This window comes from Polaromonas sp. CG_23.6, from assembly GCF_029892315.1.
Classification (GTDB): domain Bacteria; phylum Pseudomonadota; class Gammaproteobacteria; order Burkholderiales; family Burkholderiaceae_C; genus Polaromonas.
Genome location: NZ_JARXUY010000001.1, coordinates 2,592,652 through 2,610,172 on the forward strand (window position 1 = coordinate 2,592,652; position 17,521 = coordinate 2,610,172).

Here is a 17,521-nt window from a genome sequence, read left to right on the forward strand (position 1 = left end):
CCCTGAAAAAAGGACCTTGCCTGGCAAGGTCCTTTTTTTATTGTCGGCGTCAGCTGTTGAGTTGCGCCCAGAGTTTGTCCAGCCGCTTGATGCTGACCGGCTGTGGCGTGCGCAGTTCCTGCGCAAAAAAGCTCACCCGCAGTTCCTCGAGCAACCATCGGTATTCCTGCATGCGCGGGTCAACCGCACCCTTGCGCTCGGCGAGCAGCCGCCAGTAGCGCTGTTCGTGCGGGCGCAATTCGGCCAGCCGGGCGGCGTCTCTGGCCGGGTCGGCGCGCCATTTTTCCAGACGCAGGGTGATGGCTTTCAGATAACGCGCAAAGTGCTGGAGCTGCGCGTAAGGCGTGGTCGTCAGGAAACGCTTGGGCACCAGGCGCTGCAGTTGCTGGGCCGCATCGGCCGCAGCATCGGTGGCGTTTTTGGTGTCCTTGATCTTTCGCTGCGCCGCGGCAAACTCGATCAGGACGCTGGACGCCAGGCGCGCCACTTCGCTGGCAATCAGCGTCAGGCGTCCACGTCCGTCATCGATTCGCTTTTTGAAGTCGGCCTCGTTCGTCGGCAGCGGATCGAGCAAGAACGCCCGGTCCAGTGCGACCTCGATGATCTGCTGGCGCAACTCGTCCACCGTGCCGCCGCCCGAGTTGTCGGCAGCGCGGCCGACCAGCATGTACGACGTTGCGGTTTTCTGCAGGTCGGGAAGATTTTTTTCCAGGTATTTCAGCGCATCCCTGATCTGCAGCGAGAACAACCGCCTCAGGCCTGCGCGGTGCTTGATGGCTGCTGTATCGGGCTCATCGAACACCTCGATCGTCACCGCATCGCCCAAGTCGATCAACGCCGGAAACCCAATCAGCGTCTGCGCGCCCTTGCCGATTTCCATCAGTTCAGGCAGCTCGCCAAACGTCCAGCTGGTGTAGCGCTCAGCAGCCTTGGCCACTATCTTTTCAGGAGCTGCTTGCGCCCGTCCTGCCTGCGCTAGAGGCTTATTTAATGCTTTATTTCGGTCCGAGGCACTGGCCGGAGTCACATTAAGCGCAGCGGGTATCGCCCGGCCCAGGTTTTTCAGCCCCGCCAGGGCCTGAAACGCTCCCCGCGCCTGCGAGCCCAGCTCGCCCTTGAGCGCTGCCAGGTTGCGGCCTGCACCCAGCTGGCGGCCGTGTTCGTCGACCACGCGGAAGTTCATGAACAGGTGCGGCGCCAGCATGTCGAGCTTCAGGTCGGCCCGCTTGATGTCGAGCGAGGTCGCGTCGCGCACCCATTTCAGCACCGCCTCGGTCAGCGAAAGCGCGCCGAATTTCTCTGCTGCGAGCAGTTCCTGCGCCATCCGCGCGGCGGTGTCGGGCAGCGGCACCAGGCGCGAGCGCGGGCGCTGGTGCAAGGTCTTGATCAGCGCCTGGATCTTGTCTTTCAACATGCCGGGTACCAGCCATTCGCAGCGTTCCTCGTTGACCTGGTTCAGCGCAAAAATCGGCACCTCGACGGTCACGCCATCGCGCGCGTCGCCGGGCTCGTGCAAATAGGTTGCCATGCAATCGACGCCGCCCAGCCGCAACGTCTTGGGAAACGCCTGCGTGGTGATCCCGGCCGCCTCATGGCGCATCAGCTCGTCTTGTGTCAAGAGCAGCAATTGGGGCTGCTTTTTGACCTCGGCCTTGAACCAGCTCTCAAAGCCGGCGCCTGAGCAGATATCGGCCGGCAACTGCTGGTCGTAAAACGCGTAGATCAGCTCGTCATCGACCAGCACGTCCTGCCGGCGCGCCTTGTGCTCCAGCTCCTGGACATGCCTGATCATCTTGTCGTTGGCCGCCAGAAAAGGCAGCCGGGTGTCCCAATTGCCAGCCACCAGCGCTTCGCGGATGAAGATTTCTCGCGACGAGACCGGATCAATGCGGCCAAAGTTGACGCGCCGCCCGTTGTAGGCCACCAAGCCGTAGAGCGTGGCACGTTCCAGCGCCGTGACCTGCGCGGCTTTTTTCTCCCAGTGCGGATCGAGCAACTGCTTTTTCAGCAAATGCCCGCCGACTTGCTCAATCCACTGCGGGTCAATATTGGCAATGCCCCGGCCAAACAGACGCGTGGTTTCGACCAGCTCGGCGGCGACGATCCAGCGGCCCGGCTTTTTGCTGAGCCGTGCGCCGGGGTGGCGATAAAAGCGGATGCCGCGCGCGCCCAGGTACCAGTCGTCTTCTTCGCTTTTCAGGCCGATATTGCCCAGCAAGCCGCACAGCAGTGACAAATGCAGTTGGTCGTAGCTTGCCGGCTGCGTGTTGAGATGCCAGCCCTGCTCCTTGACCACTGCCAACAATTGCGAATGGATGTCGCGCCACTCGCGCACGCGTCGAATGTTGACAAAATTCTCGCGCAGCAGGCCTTCGTACTGGCGGTTCGTCAGCTTGTGCACCGCGTCATGGCCGCCGCGTGAGTCGCCCAGCCATTTCCACAATTTCAAAAAGCCGACAAATTCGCTTTTTTCGTCGTCGAACTTGGCATGCGCCTGGTCGGCCTGTGTCTGCTTGTCCATCGGACGGTCGCGCACGTCCTGCACACTCAGGGCACTGGCAATCACCAGCACCTCGTCGAGCGCCTGCCGGTCTTTCGCCTCCAGGATCATGCGGCCGACACGCGGGTCCAGTGGCAGCTTGGCCAGCGTCCAGCCAACGGGCGTGAGTTCGTTGTCGTCGTTCACCGCGCCGAGTTCGGCCAGCAACTGGTAGCCGTCGGCAATCGCGCGGCCCTGGGGCGGCTCAATGAAGGCAAAGCTCTCAATCGTTCCCAGATGCAGCGACTTCATGCGCAAGATCACCGAGGCCAGCGAACTGCGCAAAATCTCGGGATCGGTAAAGCGCGGCCGGCCGAGAAAATCGGCTTCATCGTACAGCCGGATGCAGATGCCGTCAGCCACCCGGCCGCAGCGCCCGGCGCGCTGGTTGGCGGCCGACTGGCTGATCGGCTCGACCATCAACTGCTCGACCTTGTTCCTGAAACTGTAGCGCTTGACCCTCGCCGTGCCGGCGTCAATGACATATCTGATGCCTGGAACCGTCAGCGACGTTTCCGCCACATTGGTCGCCAGCACGATGCGCCGGCCGCTGTGGCCATCAAAAATTTTGTCCTGCTCGGCTTGGGAAAGTCGCGCAAACAACGGCAACACCTCGGCATTGCGCGTCAGGGGCTGGTGCGCCAGGTGCTTGCGCAAATGGTCAGCGGCTTCGCGGATTTCGCGTTCGCCGGGCAGAAAAATAAGGATGTCGCCAGCGCTGTGCGGACTCATCCAGAGTTCATCGACCGCATCGGCAATTGCATCATTCAGGTCATGCTCGCGCGACTCTTCGAACGGCCGGTAGCGTTGCTCGACCGGAAACATCCGGCCCGACACCATGATGACGGGCGCGGGCCCTTGGCTGGACGCAAAATAATCGGCAAACCGCTGGGCGTCGATGGTCGCCGAGGTGATGATGACCTTCAGATCCGGGCGGCGCGGCAGCAACTGGCGAAGGTAGCCCAGCAAAAAATCGATATTCAGGCTGCGCTCGTGGGCCTCGTCAATGATGATGGTGTCGTAGGCGCGCAGCAGCGGATCGGTTTGCGTTTCGGCCAGCAAGATGCCGTCGGTCATCAGCTTGACCGACGCATCGCGGCTCAGCCGGTCCTGAAAACGCACCTTGTAGCCGACCACGTCGCCCAGCGTCGTCTGCAATTCTTCGGCGATGCGCTTGGCCACGCTGGAAGCGGCAATGCGGCGCGGCTGCGTGTGGCCAATCAGCTTGCCCTGGCCGGGTGGGTAGTTGAGCTTGCCGCGCCCCAGCGCCAGGGCGATCTTGGGCAGTTGCGTGGTTTTGCCCGAACCGGTTTCACCGCAGACGATGATGACCTGGTGCGCCGTGAGCGCTGCGGCAATGTCGTCGCGCCGGCTGGAAACCGGCAGCGACTCGGGAAAGGTGATGGCCAGAGGAGACAAGGTGGAAGCAGAGGAAGCAGAGGAAGCAGAGGAAGCCAAGGAGAACCCAGCAGTCAAAGCTGCTGATTATCGGCGTTCTGCCCGCTCAGGACTGGCCTGACGGGCTTTCAGGCGCCGGTGCGCCTGTCGACGCCGGGCACGCCTTTACACTGACTGCTTATTTTTTTGTTTGCGGTGAAATGCAGCGACAGTCGACTTTGCGTGTTGCCTGGCGTTTCACCGGCCCATGCCCGAACCCGAAAGCGCGCCATGTCCACGGTATTCAACTTCACCTTTGTCCCCTGGTTCCGCTCGGTGGCGCCCTACATCCACAAGTTTCGCAACCAGACTTTCGTGGTCGGCGTCTGCGGCGAGGCGATTGCGGCCGGCAAGCTGCCGCACCTGGCGCAAGACCTGGCCATGATCCAGAGCATGGGCGTGAAGGTGGTATTGGTGCATGGCTTTCGGCCGCAGGTCAATGAGCAGCTCAGCGCCAAGGGCCACGAGGCGAAATACTCGCACGGCATGCGCATCACCGACGGCGTGGCGCTCGACTGCGCGCAGGAAGCGGCCGGCCAGCTGCGATATGAAATCGAGGCCGCCTTCAGCCAGGGCCTGCCCAACACGCCCATGGCCGGCTCGACGGTTCGCGTGATCTCGGGCAACTTCATCACCGCCCGGCCGGTCGGCATTGTCGATGGCGTGGATTTCCAGCATTCAGGGCTGGTGCGCAAGGTTGATGTGGCCGGCATTTCCCGCACGCTGGATTTTGGCGCGATGGTGCTGCTGTCGCCTTTCGGTTTCTCGCCGACCGGCGAAGCCTTCAACCTGACCATGGAAGAAGTGGCGACCAGCGTGTCGATTGCGCTGCAGGCCGACAAGCTGATTTTTGTCACCGAAATCCCCGGAATCCGCAGCAATCCGGACGAGCCCCTGAGCGAAGACAACCCGATCGACACCGAACTGCCACTGGCCGCCGCCGAAAGTCTGCTGGCCCAGGTGCCGGCCGCCCAGCGCCCTAGCGACACGGCGTTTTACCTGCAGCACTGCGTTAAGGCCTGCAAGGCGGGCGTCGAGCGCAGCCACATCATCCCGTTCGCGGTCGATGGCGCACTGTTGCTGGAAATCTATGTGCACGACGGCATTGGCACCATGGTGGTCGATGAAAAGCTCGAAGAGCTGCGTGAAGCCACCGCCGACGACGTAGGCGGCATTTTGCAGTTGATCGAGCCGTTTGAAAAAGACGGCACGCTGGTCAAGCGCAGCCGCACCGAGATCGAACGCGACGCTGACCACTACACCATCGTCGAGCATGACGGCGTGATCTTTGCCTGCGCAGCGCTATACCCCTACCCCGAGGCCAGGACCGCCGAGATGGCGGCCCTCACGGTGTCGCCGCAAAGCCAGGGTCAGGGCGACGGCGAGAAAATCCTCAAACGCATCGAGCAGCGCGCCAAAGCCGCCGGCCTGCAAAGCATTTTTGTGCTGACCACGCGCACCATGCACTGGTTCATCAAGCGCGGCTTCGTGCAGATGGAGCCCGACTGGCTGCCCGACGCCCGCAAGCGCAAATACAACTGGGACCGCAAGAGCCTGGTGCTGGTAAAGAAACTGAGTTGATCAAGAGCGATTACACCGCCGTGTGGGGTGAGCAGCCCGGCAAACCGCGAAGCGATCTAATGTATTGATATGGTGCTATTTTTATAGCATTCAGCGCTTGCTGGGCATGCACAAGCAGTGGTTTTTACTTAAAAATCTGCCTGCGTGTGCTGGATGACAAGAAAAATGGCAAAGTCTGATGCCACGACGCGCCGGTTTCTTGTAGGCTGGTGCTTTGCTTTTGATGGAGGGCCTCCATGAAAATTCCTCTTCATGTTTCTGCTGCGCTCGAAGTCCGCATTCCCTGCGGCGACACCAGGCTTTACGGCGATCTGACGGTGCCGGACGGCGCCATCGGGCTGGTGCTGTTTGTCCATGGCAGCGGCAGCGGCCGGCACAGCGCGCGCAACCGGCTGGTAGCCGAACAATTGCAGCAGGCCGGCATTGCCACGCTGCTGTTTGACGTGTTGACAGCGCAAGAAGAGCAAATCGACGTTCACACCCGCCAACACCGCTTTGACATTGCCTTGCTCACCGGGCGCCTGCAGGATGCCACGCTTTGGGCCACGGCGCAACCCGAACTGGCGAAGTTGCCGTTGGGCTACTTCGGCGACAGCACCGGCAGTGCCGCCGCCATCATTGCCGCTGCCCGGCTGGGCCGGCAGGTTGCCGCCGTGGTGTTGCTTGACGGGCGGCCCGACCTGGCCGGCCCGGTGGCGTTGGCGGCCGTCACCGCGCCAACGCTGTTAATCGCCGACAGCGCCGACCAGGGCGTCATGCAGTTCAACGAGGATTCCCTGACGCACCTGCGCGGAGAAAAGCGCATGTCGATCGTTGAAGGCAGCACCCATTTGTTTGAAGAAAAAGGGACACTGGAAGCCGTGGTCAAACTGGCGGTTGAGTGGTTCGCGACCCATCTGGGCGCACCGGAAGCGGAACATGCGCCACCCGTCAAGGCCTGAAGGTGGAAATCAAGGAATTCATGCTGTTTCTCACCTTTTTTGTCATCCCGGGCTCGACCCGGGAACCATGCCTTCTGCCCCAGGGTCATGGATTGCAGATCAGGTCCGCGGTGACAAAAGTGAATCCCAGCTGCTTTAAGGGCACCGGGCAGTGACAGCAAAACCTTGAATATCCTGCAAGCGTGAGAACCAGTCAAACAAGTTTTGCTGCACCTAAGGCGCCAGCCGTTCAGGCGCCGTTCGGCAGCGCTTGGCCGAAATGCCGCAGAACACCCTGCCCGGCTGCACGGCCGGTGGCAAAGCAAGCCGTCATCAGGTAACCACCAGTGGGCGCTTCCCAGTCGAGCATTTCGCCAGCGCAAAACAGCGGGGGCGTGAGGTCGGCGGGCACGGCGATTTGCAGGTTCGCATCCAGCCCCGCAAACCGGACGCCGCCGGCGCTGCTGATGGCTTCGTCAATCGGACGCACCGCCACCAGCTTCAGCGGCAGCGCCTTGATGCCGGCAGCCAGCGTCACCGGGTCAGCCATGGCTTCCTTGCCCAGCAGTTCGTAAAGCATGCCGGCCTTGATGCCGTCCAGATTCAGGCGGCTTTTCAGGTGACTCGACAGCGAGCGAGAGCCGCGCGGATGACGCACTTCGACCAGCACCTGTTCGGGCGTCTTGTCGGGCAGCAGATCGAGAAACAAGGTGGCGCTGCCTCGGGCTTCGATTTCTTCCCTCAGCAGACTGGAGGCGGCGTACACCAGGCTGCCTTCAATGCCAGTAGCCGTGGCGACGAATTCGCCCTTGCGGCTGAAGGCGCGGCCTTGCGAGTCGGTGAAGCGGATCGCCACCGACTTGAAGGGCTGGCCGGCAAAGCGGCTGGCAAAGTGTTCGCTCCAGCCCGGTTGCGGCTGCGGCGCCTGGCCGACCAGTTCCCGCAGAAAATCTCGCCGGGTTTCGCCGTGACCGGCAGCCTCCAGCGCAGGGCGGGCCGTCACGTAAAAGCCGCAGTTCGACGGCTGCAGCGGCGCCACCGCCACGCCGCGCTCGGCCAGCCAGGGCACCCAGGCGCCGTCCGAACCCAGGCGTTTCCAGCTGCCACCGCCAAGCGCCAGCACCACGGCATCGGCCTGCACCAGCAATTCGCCAGTGGGCGTTGAAAACTTCAAGGCGCCGTCGTCGGCCCAGCCCAGCCAGCGATGGCGCATGGAAAACTTCACGCCTGACTGGCGCAGACGGTGCAGCCAGGCGCGCAGCATCGGCGCGGCCTTCATGTCTTTGGGAAACACCAGCCCCGAACTGCCGACAAAGGTTTCGATGCCCAGCGCTTCGGTCCAGGCGCGCAGTTCGGCCGGTCCAAAAGCGGCCATCAGCGTCTGCAGCGGCAAGCTGTGCTCGCCGTAGCGCTTGAGGAAAATCTCTGCGGGTTCGGAGTGCGTCAGGTTCAGCCCGCCCTTGCCGGCCAGCAGAAACTTGCGGCCAACCGACGGCATGGCGTCATACACCTGTACGCAAACCGCCGGGCCGGCGATGGCCAGCGTTTCGGCTGCCATCAGGCCGGCGGGACCGCCGCCAATGACGGCTATGCGTAGCGGTTGGACAGGAGAGCTTGTAGTGTTCAAAAAAAATCCGTCTGCACCCTGTGTGCAATTAAAAGTTAAAACCGGCAAGCAGGCAAGCTGTGCCCTGTAATCAATAGCCGGCAACGCCCGCCAATATTGGGCTGGCCGTGCAATAGCCTGGAATTCATGTGCGGAGCGGACTTCAGGCCGGCTTGCGAGGACAGTGATTATTGCAGTTACATCGGTGGCGCAAACCCGTTGCGGCCGACGATCACGCGCAGCGCTGTCGGCTTGCCTTCTTTTTCCTGCGCGGTGATCAACACTCTGGCCCCCGGCACCAGCAGCGCTTTTTCATCGTCCTTGGCTGGCTTGAAGCTGACCACCGGCGTGCCAGATGGCACGATGACGGTTTTTTCGCCGTCCTTGTATTTAAGCTTGAGCATTTTGCCGCCCGGAACACTGGAAGGCGCTTCGACCAGGTCTGCGACGGTGGCGTTGGTCATCGTGCTTTCGGGTTGGAGGTCCCACGCAAAGTGGCCTTCTCCGGTGCCGCGCGCTGCTTCGGGAAACACCAGCACTTCGAGCGCCCGCTGGCTGCCATCGGCCTGCGGCATGGCGGCGGTGCCGATATAGCTGCCGGGCTTGATATCGGCCAGGGTGATCGCAAACACCTCGGACACACCCATGTCGGCAGGACGCGCGAGGGTGATGACTTCGCCGCTGCGATCCTTGACCGTCAGGCTGCCGGCCTCGACCGTCTGGATCGTGGCGCGCAACCGCACCGAAGGGTTTGAAGGCGCAGGCATCTGGGCCAGCGCCAGAGTGGTCGAGGCCAGCAGCGCCAGCGAAACAGCAAGCGATTTGTACATAAATCCGGTACTTTCAAAAATAAGCCGGCCTGGCCAGCCTGGGTTGCAACATGAAATCAACAGCAACGCTGCATCCAGCGCTGCTGTTTTGTGATCAGTCAAGCGCCACAACAGTTCCTTGCCCTGTGAGGAAGGCCACTTTCACCGGTGCGCCCGGGTAGATTCGCTGCACGGCGGCACGGTAGATCCGCATTTTGATGAGCAACTCGGGTTGCAGTTCGGGCTTTGGCGCTGACTTGTAGTCCAGCACCCACCACTGGCCTTCATGGCCGGCGTCCTTGCGCTGGACCAGGCGGTCGAGCCGCAAGGCCTGGCCCTGGAACACCAGGTCCACTTCATTGCCCTGCCAGGCCAGAATGTCCTCTTGCCAGGCCCAGGCCCCGTCGCCCTGGATGATGCGCTGGGCCAAGACAGACGCCTCGGCCGACTGCGCCGGACTGAGCCGGAACTCGCGCGCCACCGCGCCGACATGCTCGGCCGACGTCGGACCGCCCCACTCCAGCAGGCGGTGCATGGCCTTGCCGATGCGGGCAATCGCCGGGTCTTCGTCCGCCGGTGTTTCCGGCAGCGGCTTGGGTAACGGTGTGTCGGGCAATACCGCCAGCTCGGCCAGGTAAAACACGCCGGGCGTGTCCTGGCTGGCGGACTCGCCGGCGGGGCTAGGCGCGGCCAGCGGCGGCAGCAGGCCCTGCAGCCGCTGCCACCAGCTGTCGGTGGTCGTGCGGTGCGGCGTGATCGACGAGATGACCAGCGTGTGGCGGGCGCGCGTCATGGCGACATACAGGGCATTGAGCTCCTCGCGCTTGCGGGCCGCCTGTTCGATGGCCAGCGTGTCCTGCGCGCAGGCCGGCGGCTTGGCTTCACTGACCAGGAACACCAGCTTGTGCGGCTCGGTGGCTTCGCCTGGCCAGTCGATCAGCACGCCCATGCTGTCGGCGTTGCGCTCGGCCGTGTCGGTGTCCAGCAGCAGCACCGCTTCGGCTTCCAGCCCCTTGGCGCCGTGGATGGTCAACAGACGCACCGCAGCGTCGTTGGCCGCTACCGGCGCCAGCAGGCCGCCCGCCTTGAGCGCGCGCACCAGGCCGTAGGGGGTGGCAAAGCGGCCGCCATCGCGACCCAGCGCCACGGCCAGCAGCGCGCGCAGGTTGGCCAGCACCGACAGGCGCCGGGCGGCGGGGGCTGCTGCGGCAAAACGTGCCAGCACATCGCCATCGTCGTAGATGCCTTGCAGCGCATCGTGCGGCGGCAGGCTGTCCAGCCAGCCCTTCCAGCGCGACAATTTGGCCGACAGCCCTTGCAGCTCAGGCGCCAGCAGCTCTGTTTTTTGCAGCAAATCGTGCCACGGCAGCTTGTGCTCGCGCTGCAGCAGCGCGATCTTCACCAGGCTGGCATCGAGCAGGCCGAACAGCGGCGAACGCAAGGCTCTGGCCAGCGACAAATCGTTTTGCGGCGACACCAGTGCGTCGAGCAGCGCCACCATGTCCAGTACTTCGCAGCAGTCGATCAGGTCGGTTTTCTCGCCTATCTGCGCGGGAATATGCAGTGCCCGCAAGGCCTCCTGCACCGGCAGCAGGCCGGCCCGCTTGCGCGACAGCACCATCACATCCGACGGTGCCAGGCCACTGGCAATCTGCCGGGAAATCCAGGCGGCGGCCTGGCGCGCCTCCAGCGTTCGCAGTGTTTCTTCGGGCAATTCGCGCGGCGTCGTCAAGCTGTCGCGCCAGCCTTCGCCGGGCGGCATGCTGGCATCGGCATTCGCCCCCAGCCGGGGAATCGCCGGCAGGCAGCCGGTGGCACCGGCTTTCGTCGAATCGGTGCTGTGGTCGCGAAAACCGTCGTAGCCGTCCGCCGTGCGCGCATGGCCCATCACCGCATTGACTGTCTCGATCACCGCCAGCGCATTGCGCCGGGTGTGGTCACAACTGAGCAAGTCACCGCCCAGCCCCTCGACCACGAAAACCTGCGCGGCACGAAACACCTGCGGCTCGGCGCGGCGAAAGCGGTAGATGCTCTGCTTCGGGTCACCGACCAGAAACACGCTGGGGGCCGAGCCCGCGCCGCCGTAGCCGCTCAGCCAGGCCGACAACGCCTGCCACTGCAGCGGGTTGGTGTCCTGGAACTCGTCGATCATCAGGTGCTTGATGCGCGCATCCAGCCGCTCCTGCACCCAACCGGCCAGCACCGGGTCGCCCAGCATGACCAGCGCAGCGCGCTCGACATCGTTCATGTCCACCCAGCCCTGCTCGCGCTTGAGCTGGTTGTACTGTGCAATCAACAAGCGGCTGAGCCGGGCCATGCGCTGCTGATGCACCCACGCCTCGTGCTGCTGGCAGGCAGCCTGCACCCGCAGCACCAGGTCCTGAGCCTGGCGCACCGTGTCGATGCCGTTGATTTTTTCGCCGAACTTGCGCGGCGTTCCCTTGTCGGTCAGCAGCGCGCTGAAGATGCCGGGCAGGTCCAGTCGGCTCAAGGCCTGCTCCAGTTCGGCGCCCTTGGCGGAAAACGACGGCGCGCTGGCGCGTCCCAGAGCTGTGGCGGCATGGACCAGCAAGGCGTGGCCCCGACCGGCAGGCGCCAGGCAGTCCTGCGGCGTGGCGAGTTCGGCGAACTCTGGAAACTGCAGCGCAAACGGCTGTACCGACGCATCGACCACGCATTTTTCATCGGCCAGCACGAACTCGGTCCGCTTGTCCAGTGCGGTGTGCAGCGCCTTGTGGGCCTGAAAGCGGCCGTGGCCCAGCACCAGCGCCTCGAAGTCAGCCTGCAGCGGTGGATTGCCGGCCATCGCCGCATAAAAGCGGCGCCATACCAGCGCCCGGGCAGGCGCATCGTCTTCTAGCAACTGGTAATTCACCGGCATGCCCAGTTGGTGCAGCACGGCTACCGGCGCGCTGCGCAGCAATGCAGCAAACCAGCCATGAAAGGTGCGTATCTGCACCGAACGGCCATTGGCGAGCATGGAGCGGTACAAGTTTGACAGCTGCCGGCGCATGTCGGCATTGGATTGCAAACTTTTTTGGCTTGAAACGCCGCGCATCACCAGTTCCTGGCGCAGGGTTTCGTCGTCGGCATGGGTGAACTTTTTCAGCCATTCATCCAGCCGCTCGCGCATCTCGCCAGCCGCCTTCCTGGTGAAAGTGATGGCCAGGATTTCATGTGGCCGCACCGCCTCGCGCGGCGTGCCGTCGGCATGGTCCGAGGCGTTCGCGCCATCGAGCAGCGCCCGCACGATGCGCGAGACCAGCATCCAGGTCTTGCCCGCACCCGCGCAAGCCTCGACCGCCACACTGCGGCGCGGATCGCAGGCAATGGCGTAAAAGGCATCGGCGGAAACGGGCTGGCCGTTGCATTCGTAGGCGGCGGTCATGAAAGGTCTCTCTTGGTCATTGGAAAGCATGCATCAAACGGAAAAACAAAACGCGGGTCACAAAGCGTGGGTCATACAGTATCCGAACCAGCCGGGGGCCGCAGAACCGGCTTCGCCGGGCTGCAGGCGCAGCGCAATATGCGAAAGGACAAGCGTGGGAGCGTCATCCTCCCCGTCCATGCAAGTTCCCGCAGCGGAACTGGCTCTGCCAGGCCGCAGGCGGGGCGGCCCCCTCGGGGGGCAGCGAACCACATGAAGTGGGGAGCGTGGGGGCCTTACTCACTCCAAAAGTCTTTTCGGCACAGGCCGCGTGCCGAACAATAGTCGCAGGCCTTGCCTTCCCCAAGCGCTGGCAGCGACGCGCCCTCGGCAATGCGGGCCATATCGCTCAGAATGCCGTCGATCAGTGCATCGCGCAACTCGACGATATCGGGCTGGTCGTAGGTGCGGGTCGGCTCCTTTTCACCCAGGTTGACATAGCTGGCGGCCAGCGTGTCGTCGTCGGTCAAGGCCGCATAAAAAGCCAGCTGCGTGTCTTCCATGCCATGCTTGATTCGCTCGGCGGTGGTGGTGCGCGGCTCGGTCTTGTAGTCGATCAGCAGCAGCCCGCCACCTGCCGGCTGGTCGATGCGGTCGATCTGGCCGATCAGCGTCAGTTCGCCCAGAGGCATCTCGCGCCACTGCTCGGCACTGTCGAAGCAGGCACCGGTGGCCTCGTGTGCGGCCAGCCACGCCAGGTAGCCATCGCGCACCGGCACCCAGGCGGCGGCAAATGGCAAAAACTCGCTGCTGCTCAGGCCCAGCTTTTTCCTGGCTTGCTCCGCCGCTACATTAATCATAGCTATTCGTGTAAGCTGGTCGTGCGCAGGAGCCTCTTTTAATGCTTCATGAAAGATGCAAAGCAGGCTGTGCAGCCAGTTGCCGAAATCGCGCTTGCCCAACTCGCTTTCCAGTTCGTCCGATTCATGCAGGCCCAACTGGCGCAGCGCAAAGAAACGGTAGGGACAGGCGCGCAAATCGCCATAGCTGCTGGCCGACAGCCGCGTAACGGGCAGCGCCTCGCCGGTGGGCTGCGGCCGGGGCGTCGGGCAGACTGGCACGGCACGCAGGCTGCGCGGGTCGTCTGCCAGGTCAGACACAAGCCGGCGACCAAGCAGCAGTTCCTGCACGAAACCGCTGGGCATCAGGTGCTCGCCGGCTTCGCTGCGCCGCCACAGCAGGTCCACATGCGGCAGCTGCAAGGCATAAGCCCAGGCACGGCGCGACACACGGGCCAGCGCATCGCGTGACGGCAGGCCAAGCAGTTCGCGCTGGCTGGGTGTCCACTGGCCTGGCGGGTCGGGCGACACCGGCAGGCGAACCTCGTCGCAGCCGGGCAGTACAACCGCCTGCATCGAGCGGCCCAGCAGTTGCGCCAGTGGCAAAATCACGACCTGCTCGTGCGTTGGGTGCTCGGGAGAAAATGTTTGCGCTTCGAGCGCTTGGTTGACCCAGCTGGTGAATTCCCTGAGCTTCATCACCGGGGCGTCGGCAAACTCGGTGTCGGCGCCTTCGTGCAGGCGCAGCGTTTCCAGCACCCGCTGGCCGGCCTCATCGCGCGCCAGCAGGTCCCACTGGCCAGCCAATTGCAGCGCGCCGCGCAGGTCGCGCAGCCAGGCGGCCAACAAGCGGGGGCGAGCCAGTGCATCGCGCTGCCGGTTTACCTCCCGCACCAAAGGCTGGGCAATGGCCAGCGCCTCCATCGGCGCCGTCGGCAGGTCGCGCCAGGCGCGCGCACCGAACTTGCGCACCTCGGCTTCCGCCTGCGTGACAGTGGCAGGGGCAAAGGCCGGCGCATTTTTCAGCCAGTCGAGCACGGCGTCGGTGGACACGTCCCAGGGCAAGGCGCGCAGCAGCACCATCAGACCGGCTGCAGCACGCGAGGTGGACAGCTTCCAGCCGGTTTCATCGCGCATGAATATGCCGCGCTCGGACAGCATTGCGGCCACGCGGCGGGTCAACTGCCGGTCCTGGGCGATCAGCGCCACCGGGCAGCGGCCTTGCGCCAGGTGCGCCAGGACGCAGGCCGTGGCGCGACATGCCTCGTCTTCGGCGTCAAGCGCCGCATGCAGTGCGGGCAGCGGCGCGCCCGAGGCCTCGGGTTCGTCTTCGGGCAGGCACAGCGCAATTGACAATGCACGCTCGCCAAAATGCAGCCGCAGCGCTTCGGTCACCGGCTCGGCCTGGAAACCCTCGACCACCACCAGCAGGGCCGGCGCGGCCTGGAAAAGCCTGTCTGATGCGTAACTCGAAGCCGCCACCCAGGCCAGCGCAATGCGCCCGACGGCTGCTTCCAGCGCCAGCACCGGCGAGTCCAGCCCAACGCCCAGGGCCTCGGAAAGCGACGCGCTCCAGGCCTGGCGTTCGGCGGGCAGCACGCTGGCGGCCACGCGGCTCAGGCTCCAGGCGGACTCGACCAGCCGGCCGGCAAGCGCATCCTGTTGCGCCTCCAGCCCTGCCTGACCGAGCAGCGATGTGGCGGTCAGCATGTCAACCGACACATCCATCCGCAGATCAAAACCCGATGGCGTGAACATGCCCAGCGTGCCGCCCAGGCCGCTGGCCCAGTTCATGGTGGTTTCAAAGCGAGGCACGAAAAACGTGTCGCCAGCGTTTTCAGCCCAGGTCTGGCGCGCCTGCTGAATCAACTGGGCATAAGGGAGCAGCACAACAACCTCGGAAGGATGCAGGCCGCGCGACGCTATGATCTCGGCCAGTCCTTGGATGGCTTGACACCAGCAGCGCTCGGAAAGGGAAGGTGAAGTAGTCATAAAAGAGGAAACCGGGTTTTTTCAATCGACGAAAGAGCCGCCTGCGGCCCCGCAGCGGCAGTCTATCGGTGCGATAGTGGCTGGACAGCGCCCTTGGCCCTTGTTTCTGCCACAATAAACGCAACGTTTTCTACTCTTTCCTATCGTAACCAGACCCAAGGAGCCATCATGGCCAATGAACTGATCAAACATACCACCGATGCCACCTTTGACGCCGATGTGCTCAAGTCCACCACCCCCGTGCTGGTTGACTACTGGGCCGAGTGGTGCGGTCCCTGCAAAATGATCGCCCCGATTCTTGACGACGTGGCTACAGGTTACGAAGGCAAATTGAAGATTGCCAAGATGAATGTGGACGAGAACCGCGAGATTCCTGCCAAGTTCGGCATTCGCGGCATCCCGACGCTGATGATCTTCAAGGACGGCGAACTGGCCGCCACCAAGGTCGGCGCGCTGAGCAAGTCGCAACTGACCGCCTTCATCGACCAGCAACTGGCCTGATCTTTCTCACCGCTGGAAAAGGCCTGACGGCTTTCTCCAGCGGTTTTATGAGGCACTCTTTCTTATCATCCCATTTGCCCTTGTCTGCTGACGTTGTTGGCAAACCCAGGCATCAGCGCAAAAATTTCCTGTCATAATCAGTTTTATTCACCCGCCGGTTGCTGCCAGCGGGTTCGAGTTCCCGGTTTGTCAGCCTTCTTGTCAAGAAGCTGCTTCTTTTCAAACCTCCCCCGTTTTTCCAAATCAACTCCGCGAGGAGTCACCCCCATGCACTTAAACGAACTCAAGGCGCTGCACGTGTCTGAAGTCCTCAAGCAGGCCGAAGCCCTTGAGATCGAAAACGTCGGCCGTATGCGCAAGCAGGAATTGATGTTCGCCATCATCAAAAAGCGCTCGAAAACTGGTGAAACCATCGTCGCAGATGGTGTGCTGGAAGTGCTTCCCGACGGTTTTGGATTCTTGCGTGCGCCCGATTCGAGCTACACCGCGTCCACCGATGACATCTATATCAGCCCGAGCCAGATTCGCCGCTTCAACCTGCACACCGGCGACATGATCGAAGGCGAAGTGCGCACGCCGAAAGACGGCGAGCGCTACTTTGCGCTGAACAAGCTCGACAAGATCAATGACGGCCTGCCCGAGGACAACAAGCACAAGGTCATGTTCGAGAACCTGACGCCGCTGTTCCCGCGCGAGCAGTTCAAGCTTGAGCGCGACATCAAGGCCGAAGAAAACCTGACAAGCCGCATCATCGACATCATCGCGCCCATCGGCAAAGGCCAGCGCGCCCTGCTGGTGGCGCCGCCCAAGTCCGGCAAGACCGTGATGATGCAAAACATCGCCCACGCCATCGTCGCCAACTACCCCGAAGTGGTCATGATGGTGCTGCTGGTGGACGAACGCCCGGAAGAAGTGACCGAAATGCAGCGCAGCGTGCGCGCCGAAGTGATTTCATCAACGTTTGACGAGCCCGCCGCGCGCCACGTGCATGTGGCCGAAATGGTGATTGAGCGCGCCAAGCGCCTGGTCGAACTCGGCAAGGACGTGGTGATTTTGCTTGACTCCATCACCCGTCTGGCGCGTGCCTACAACAACGTGCTGCCCTCCTCGGGCAAGGTGCTGAGCGGGGGCGTCGATGCCAATGCACTGCAGCGCCCCAAGCGCTTTTTTGGCGCCGCCCGCAAGATCGAGGAAGGCGGCAGCCTGACCATCATCGGCACCGCGCTGATCGATACCGGCAGCCGCATGGATGAAGTGATCTTTGAAGAATTCAAGGGCACCGGCAACTGCGAGATCCACCTGGACCGCCGCCTGTATGAAAAGCGCGTGTTCCCGGCGCTCAACCTCAACCGCAGCGGCACCCGCAAGGAAGAGTTGCTGCTGGCGCCTGAAATCCTGCAAAAATCACGCATCCTGCGCCAGTTCATGTACAACATGGACGAGATCGAATCGATGGAACTCATGCTGAAAAACATGAAAGCCACGAAAAACAACCATGAGTTCTTCGACATGATGCGCCGGGGCGGCTGACTCTGTTGCCATTTAATGTGATAATAATGGGCTTCATGGAAAGTGCCTGGAACTGGTCCGGGTGGCTACCAAAACAATGAAAAAGGAAAAATCATGAAAACAGGCATTCACCCCAATTACCGCGAAGTTTGCTTCCTGGACATGTCCAACAACTTCAAGTTCGTGACCCGCTCATGCGCCAGCACCAAAGAAATGGTGAAAATGGAAGACGGCCGCGAGTTGCCGCTGTACAAGCTTGACACGTCCAGCGAATCGCATCCGTTTTACACCGGCACGCAAAAATCCGTGGACAACATGGGTGGCCGTGTCGAGCGTTTCCGCAACCGTTTCGGCAAAACTGCCGCCAAGGAAACCGCTCCCGAAGCTGCAACAGCCGCTGCCGAGTAAGCTGCTCCAGCTA

At 62.8% G+C, this 17,521-nt stretch carries 10 protein-coding genes; 5 read left to right on the forward strand and 5 right to left on the reverse strand.

The window, feature by feature from the left end; all coding sequences use genetic code 11:
* Nucleotides 1-49: 49 nt before the first annotated feature.
* The gene (hrpA, locus tag H4V98_RS12280) at nt 50-3,997 is read right to left on the reverse strand and encodes an ATP-dependent RNA helicase HrpA (RefSeq protein ID WP_231376561.1); all 3,948 of its coding nucleotides are present in this window, start codon (nt 3,995-3,997) and stop codon (nt 50-52) included.
* Nucleotides 3,998-4,207: 210 nt separating this feature from the next.
* Between hrpA and argA the strand changes: the two genes are divergently transcribed.
* Both argA and H4V98_RS12290 read left to right on the forward strand, forming a co-directional pair.
* Complete coding sequence (gene argA, locus H4V98_RS12285; RefSeq protein ID WP_196864627.1) at nt 4,208-5,557, forward strand: amino-acid N-acetyltransferase; 1,350 nt, start codon at nt 4,208-4,210, stop codon at nt 5,555-5,557.
* A gap of 236 nt (nt 5,558-5,793) precedes the next feature.
* Nucleotides 5,794-6,498 (forward strand): alpha/beta hydrolase, encoded by a 705-nt coding sequence (locus tag H4V98_RS12290; protein WP_196864626.1) that lies wholly within the window; start codon nt 5,794-5,796, stop codon nt 6,496-6,498.
* Between the two features lie 229 nt (nt 6,499-6,727).
* On the opposite strand, the gene H4V98_RS12295 is transcribed toward H4V98_RS12290, so the two are convergent.
* The 4 genes from H4V98_RS12295 to H4V98_RS12310 all read right to left on the reverse strand — a co-directional run bounded on the left by H4V98_RS12295 (nt 6,728) and on the right by H4V98_RS12310 (nt 15,090).
* Complete coding sequence (locus H4V98_RS12295) at nt 6,728-8,104, reverse strand: TIGR03862 family flavoprotein (RefSeq protein WP_255532215.1); 1,377 nt, start codon at nt 8,102-8,104, stop codon at nt 6,728-6,730.
* A gap of 176 nt (nt 8,105-8,280) precedes the next feature.
* A complete protein-coding gene (locus H4V98_RS12300; RefSeq protein WP_196864625.1) occupies nt 8,281-8,913 on the reverse strand; it encodes a hypothetical protein in 633 nt (210 codons plus the stop codon).
* Between the two features lie 94 nt (nt 8,914-9,007).
* On the reverse strand, nt 9,008-12,280 hold the full coding sequence (locus tag H4V98_RS12305; RefSeq protein ID WP_196864624.1) for a UvrD-helicase domain-containing protein: 3,273 nt from the start codon (nt 12,278-12,280) through the stop codon (nt 9,008-9,010).
* Nucleotides 12,281-12,555: 275 nt separating this feature from the next.
* The gene (locus H4V98_RS12310) at nt 12,556-15,090 is read right to left on the reverse strand and encodes a PD-(D/E)XK nuclease family protein (RefSeq protein WP_196864623.1); all 2,535 of its coding nucleotides are present in this window, start codon (nt 15,088-15,090) and stop codon (nt 12,556-12,558) included.
* A gap of 168 nt (nt 15,091-15,258) precedes the next feature.
* On the opposite strand from H4V98_RS12310, the gene trxA reads away from it, so the two are divergent.
* The 3 genes from trxA (at nt 15,259) to H4V98_RS12325 (ending at nt 17,508) form a co-directional block, all read left to right on the forward strand.
* Nucleotides 15,259-15,591, forward strand: coding sequence for a thioredoxin TrxA (gene trxA / locus H4V98_RS12315; protein WP_196864622.1), 333 nt, complete (start codon nt 15,259-15,261; stop codon nt 15,589-15,591).
* A gap of 267 nt (nt 15,592-15,858) precedes the next feature.
* Nucleotides 15,859-17,121 carry a transcription termination factor Rho gene (rho, locus tag H4V98_RS12320; protein WP_196864621.1) on the forward strand — a complete coding sequence of 421 codons (1,263 nt, stop codon included), beginning with the start codon at nt 15,859-15,861 and terminating at the stop codon, nt 17,119-17,121.
* A 93-nt stretch (nt 17,122-17,214) separates the two neighbouring features.
* Nucleotides 17,215-17,508 (forward strand): type B 50S ribosomal protein L31, encoded by a 294-nt coding sequence (locus H4V98_RS12325; protein ID WP_196864620.1) that lies wholly within the window; start codon nt 17,215-17,217, stop codon nt 17,506-17,508.
* Nucleotides 17,509-17,521 lie beyond the last annotated feature (13 nt).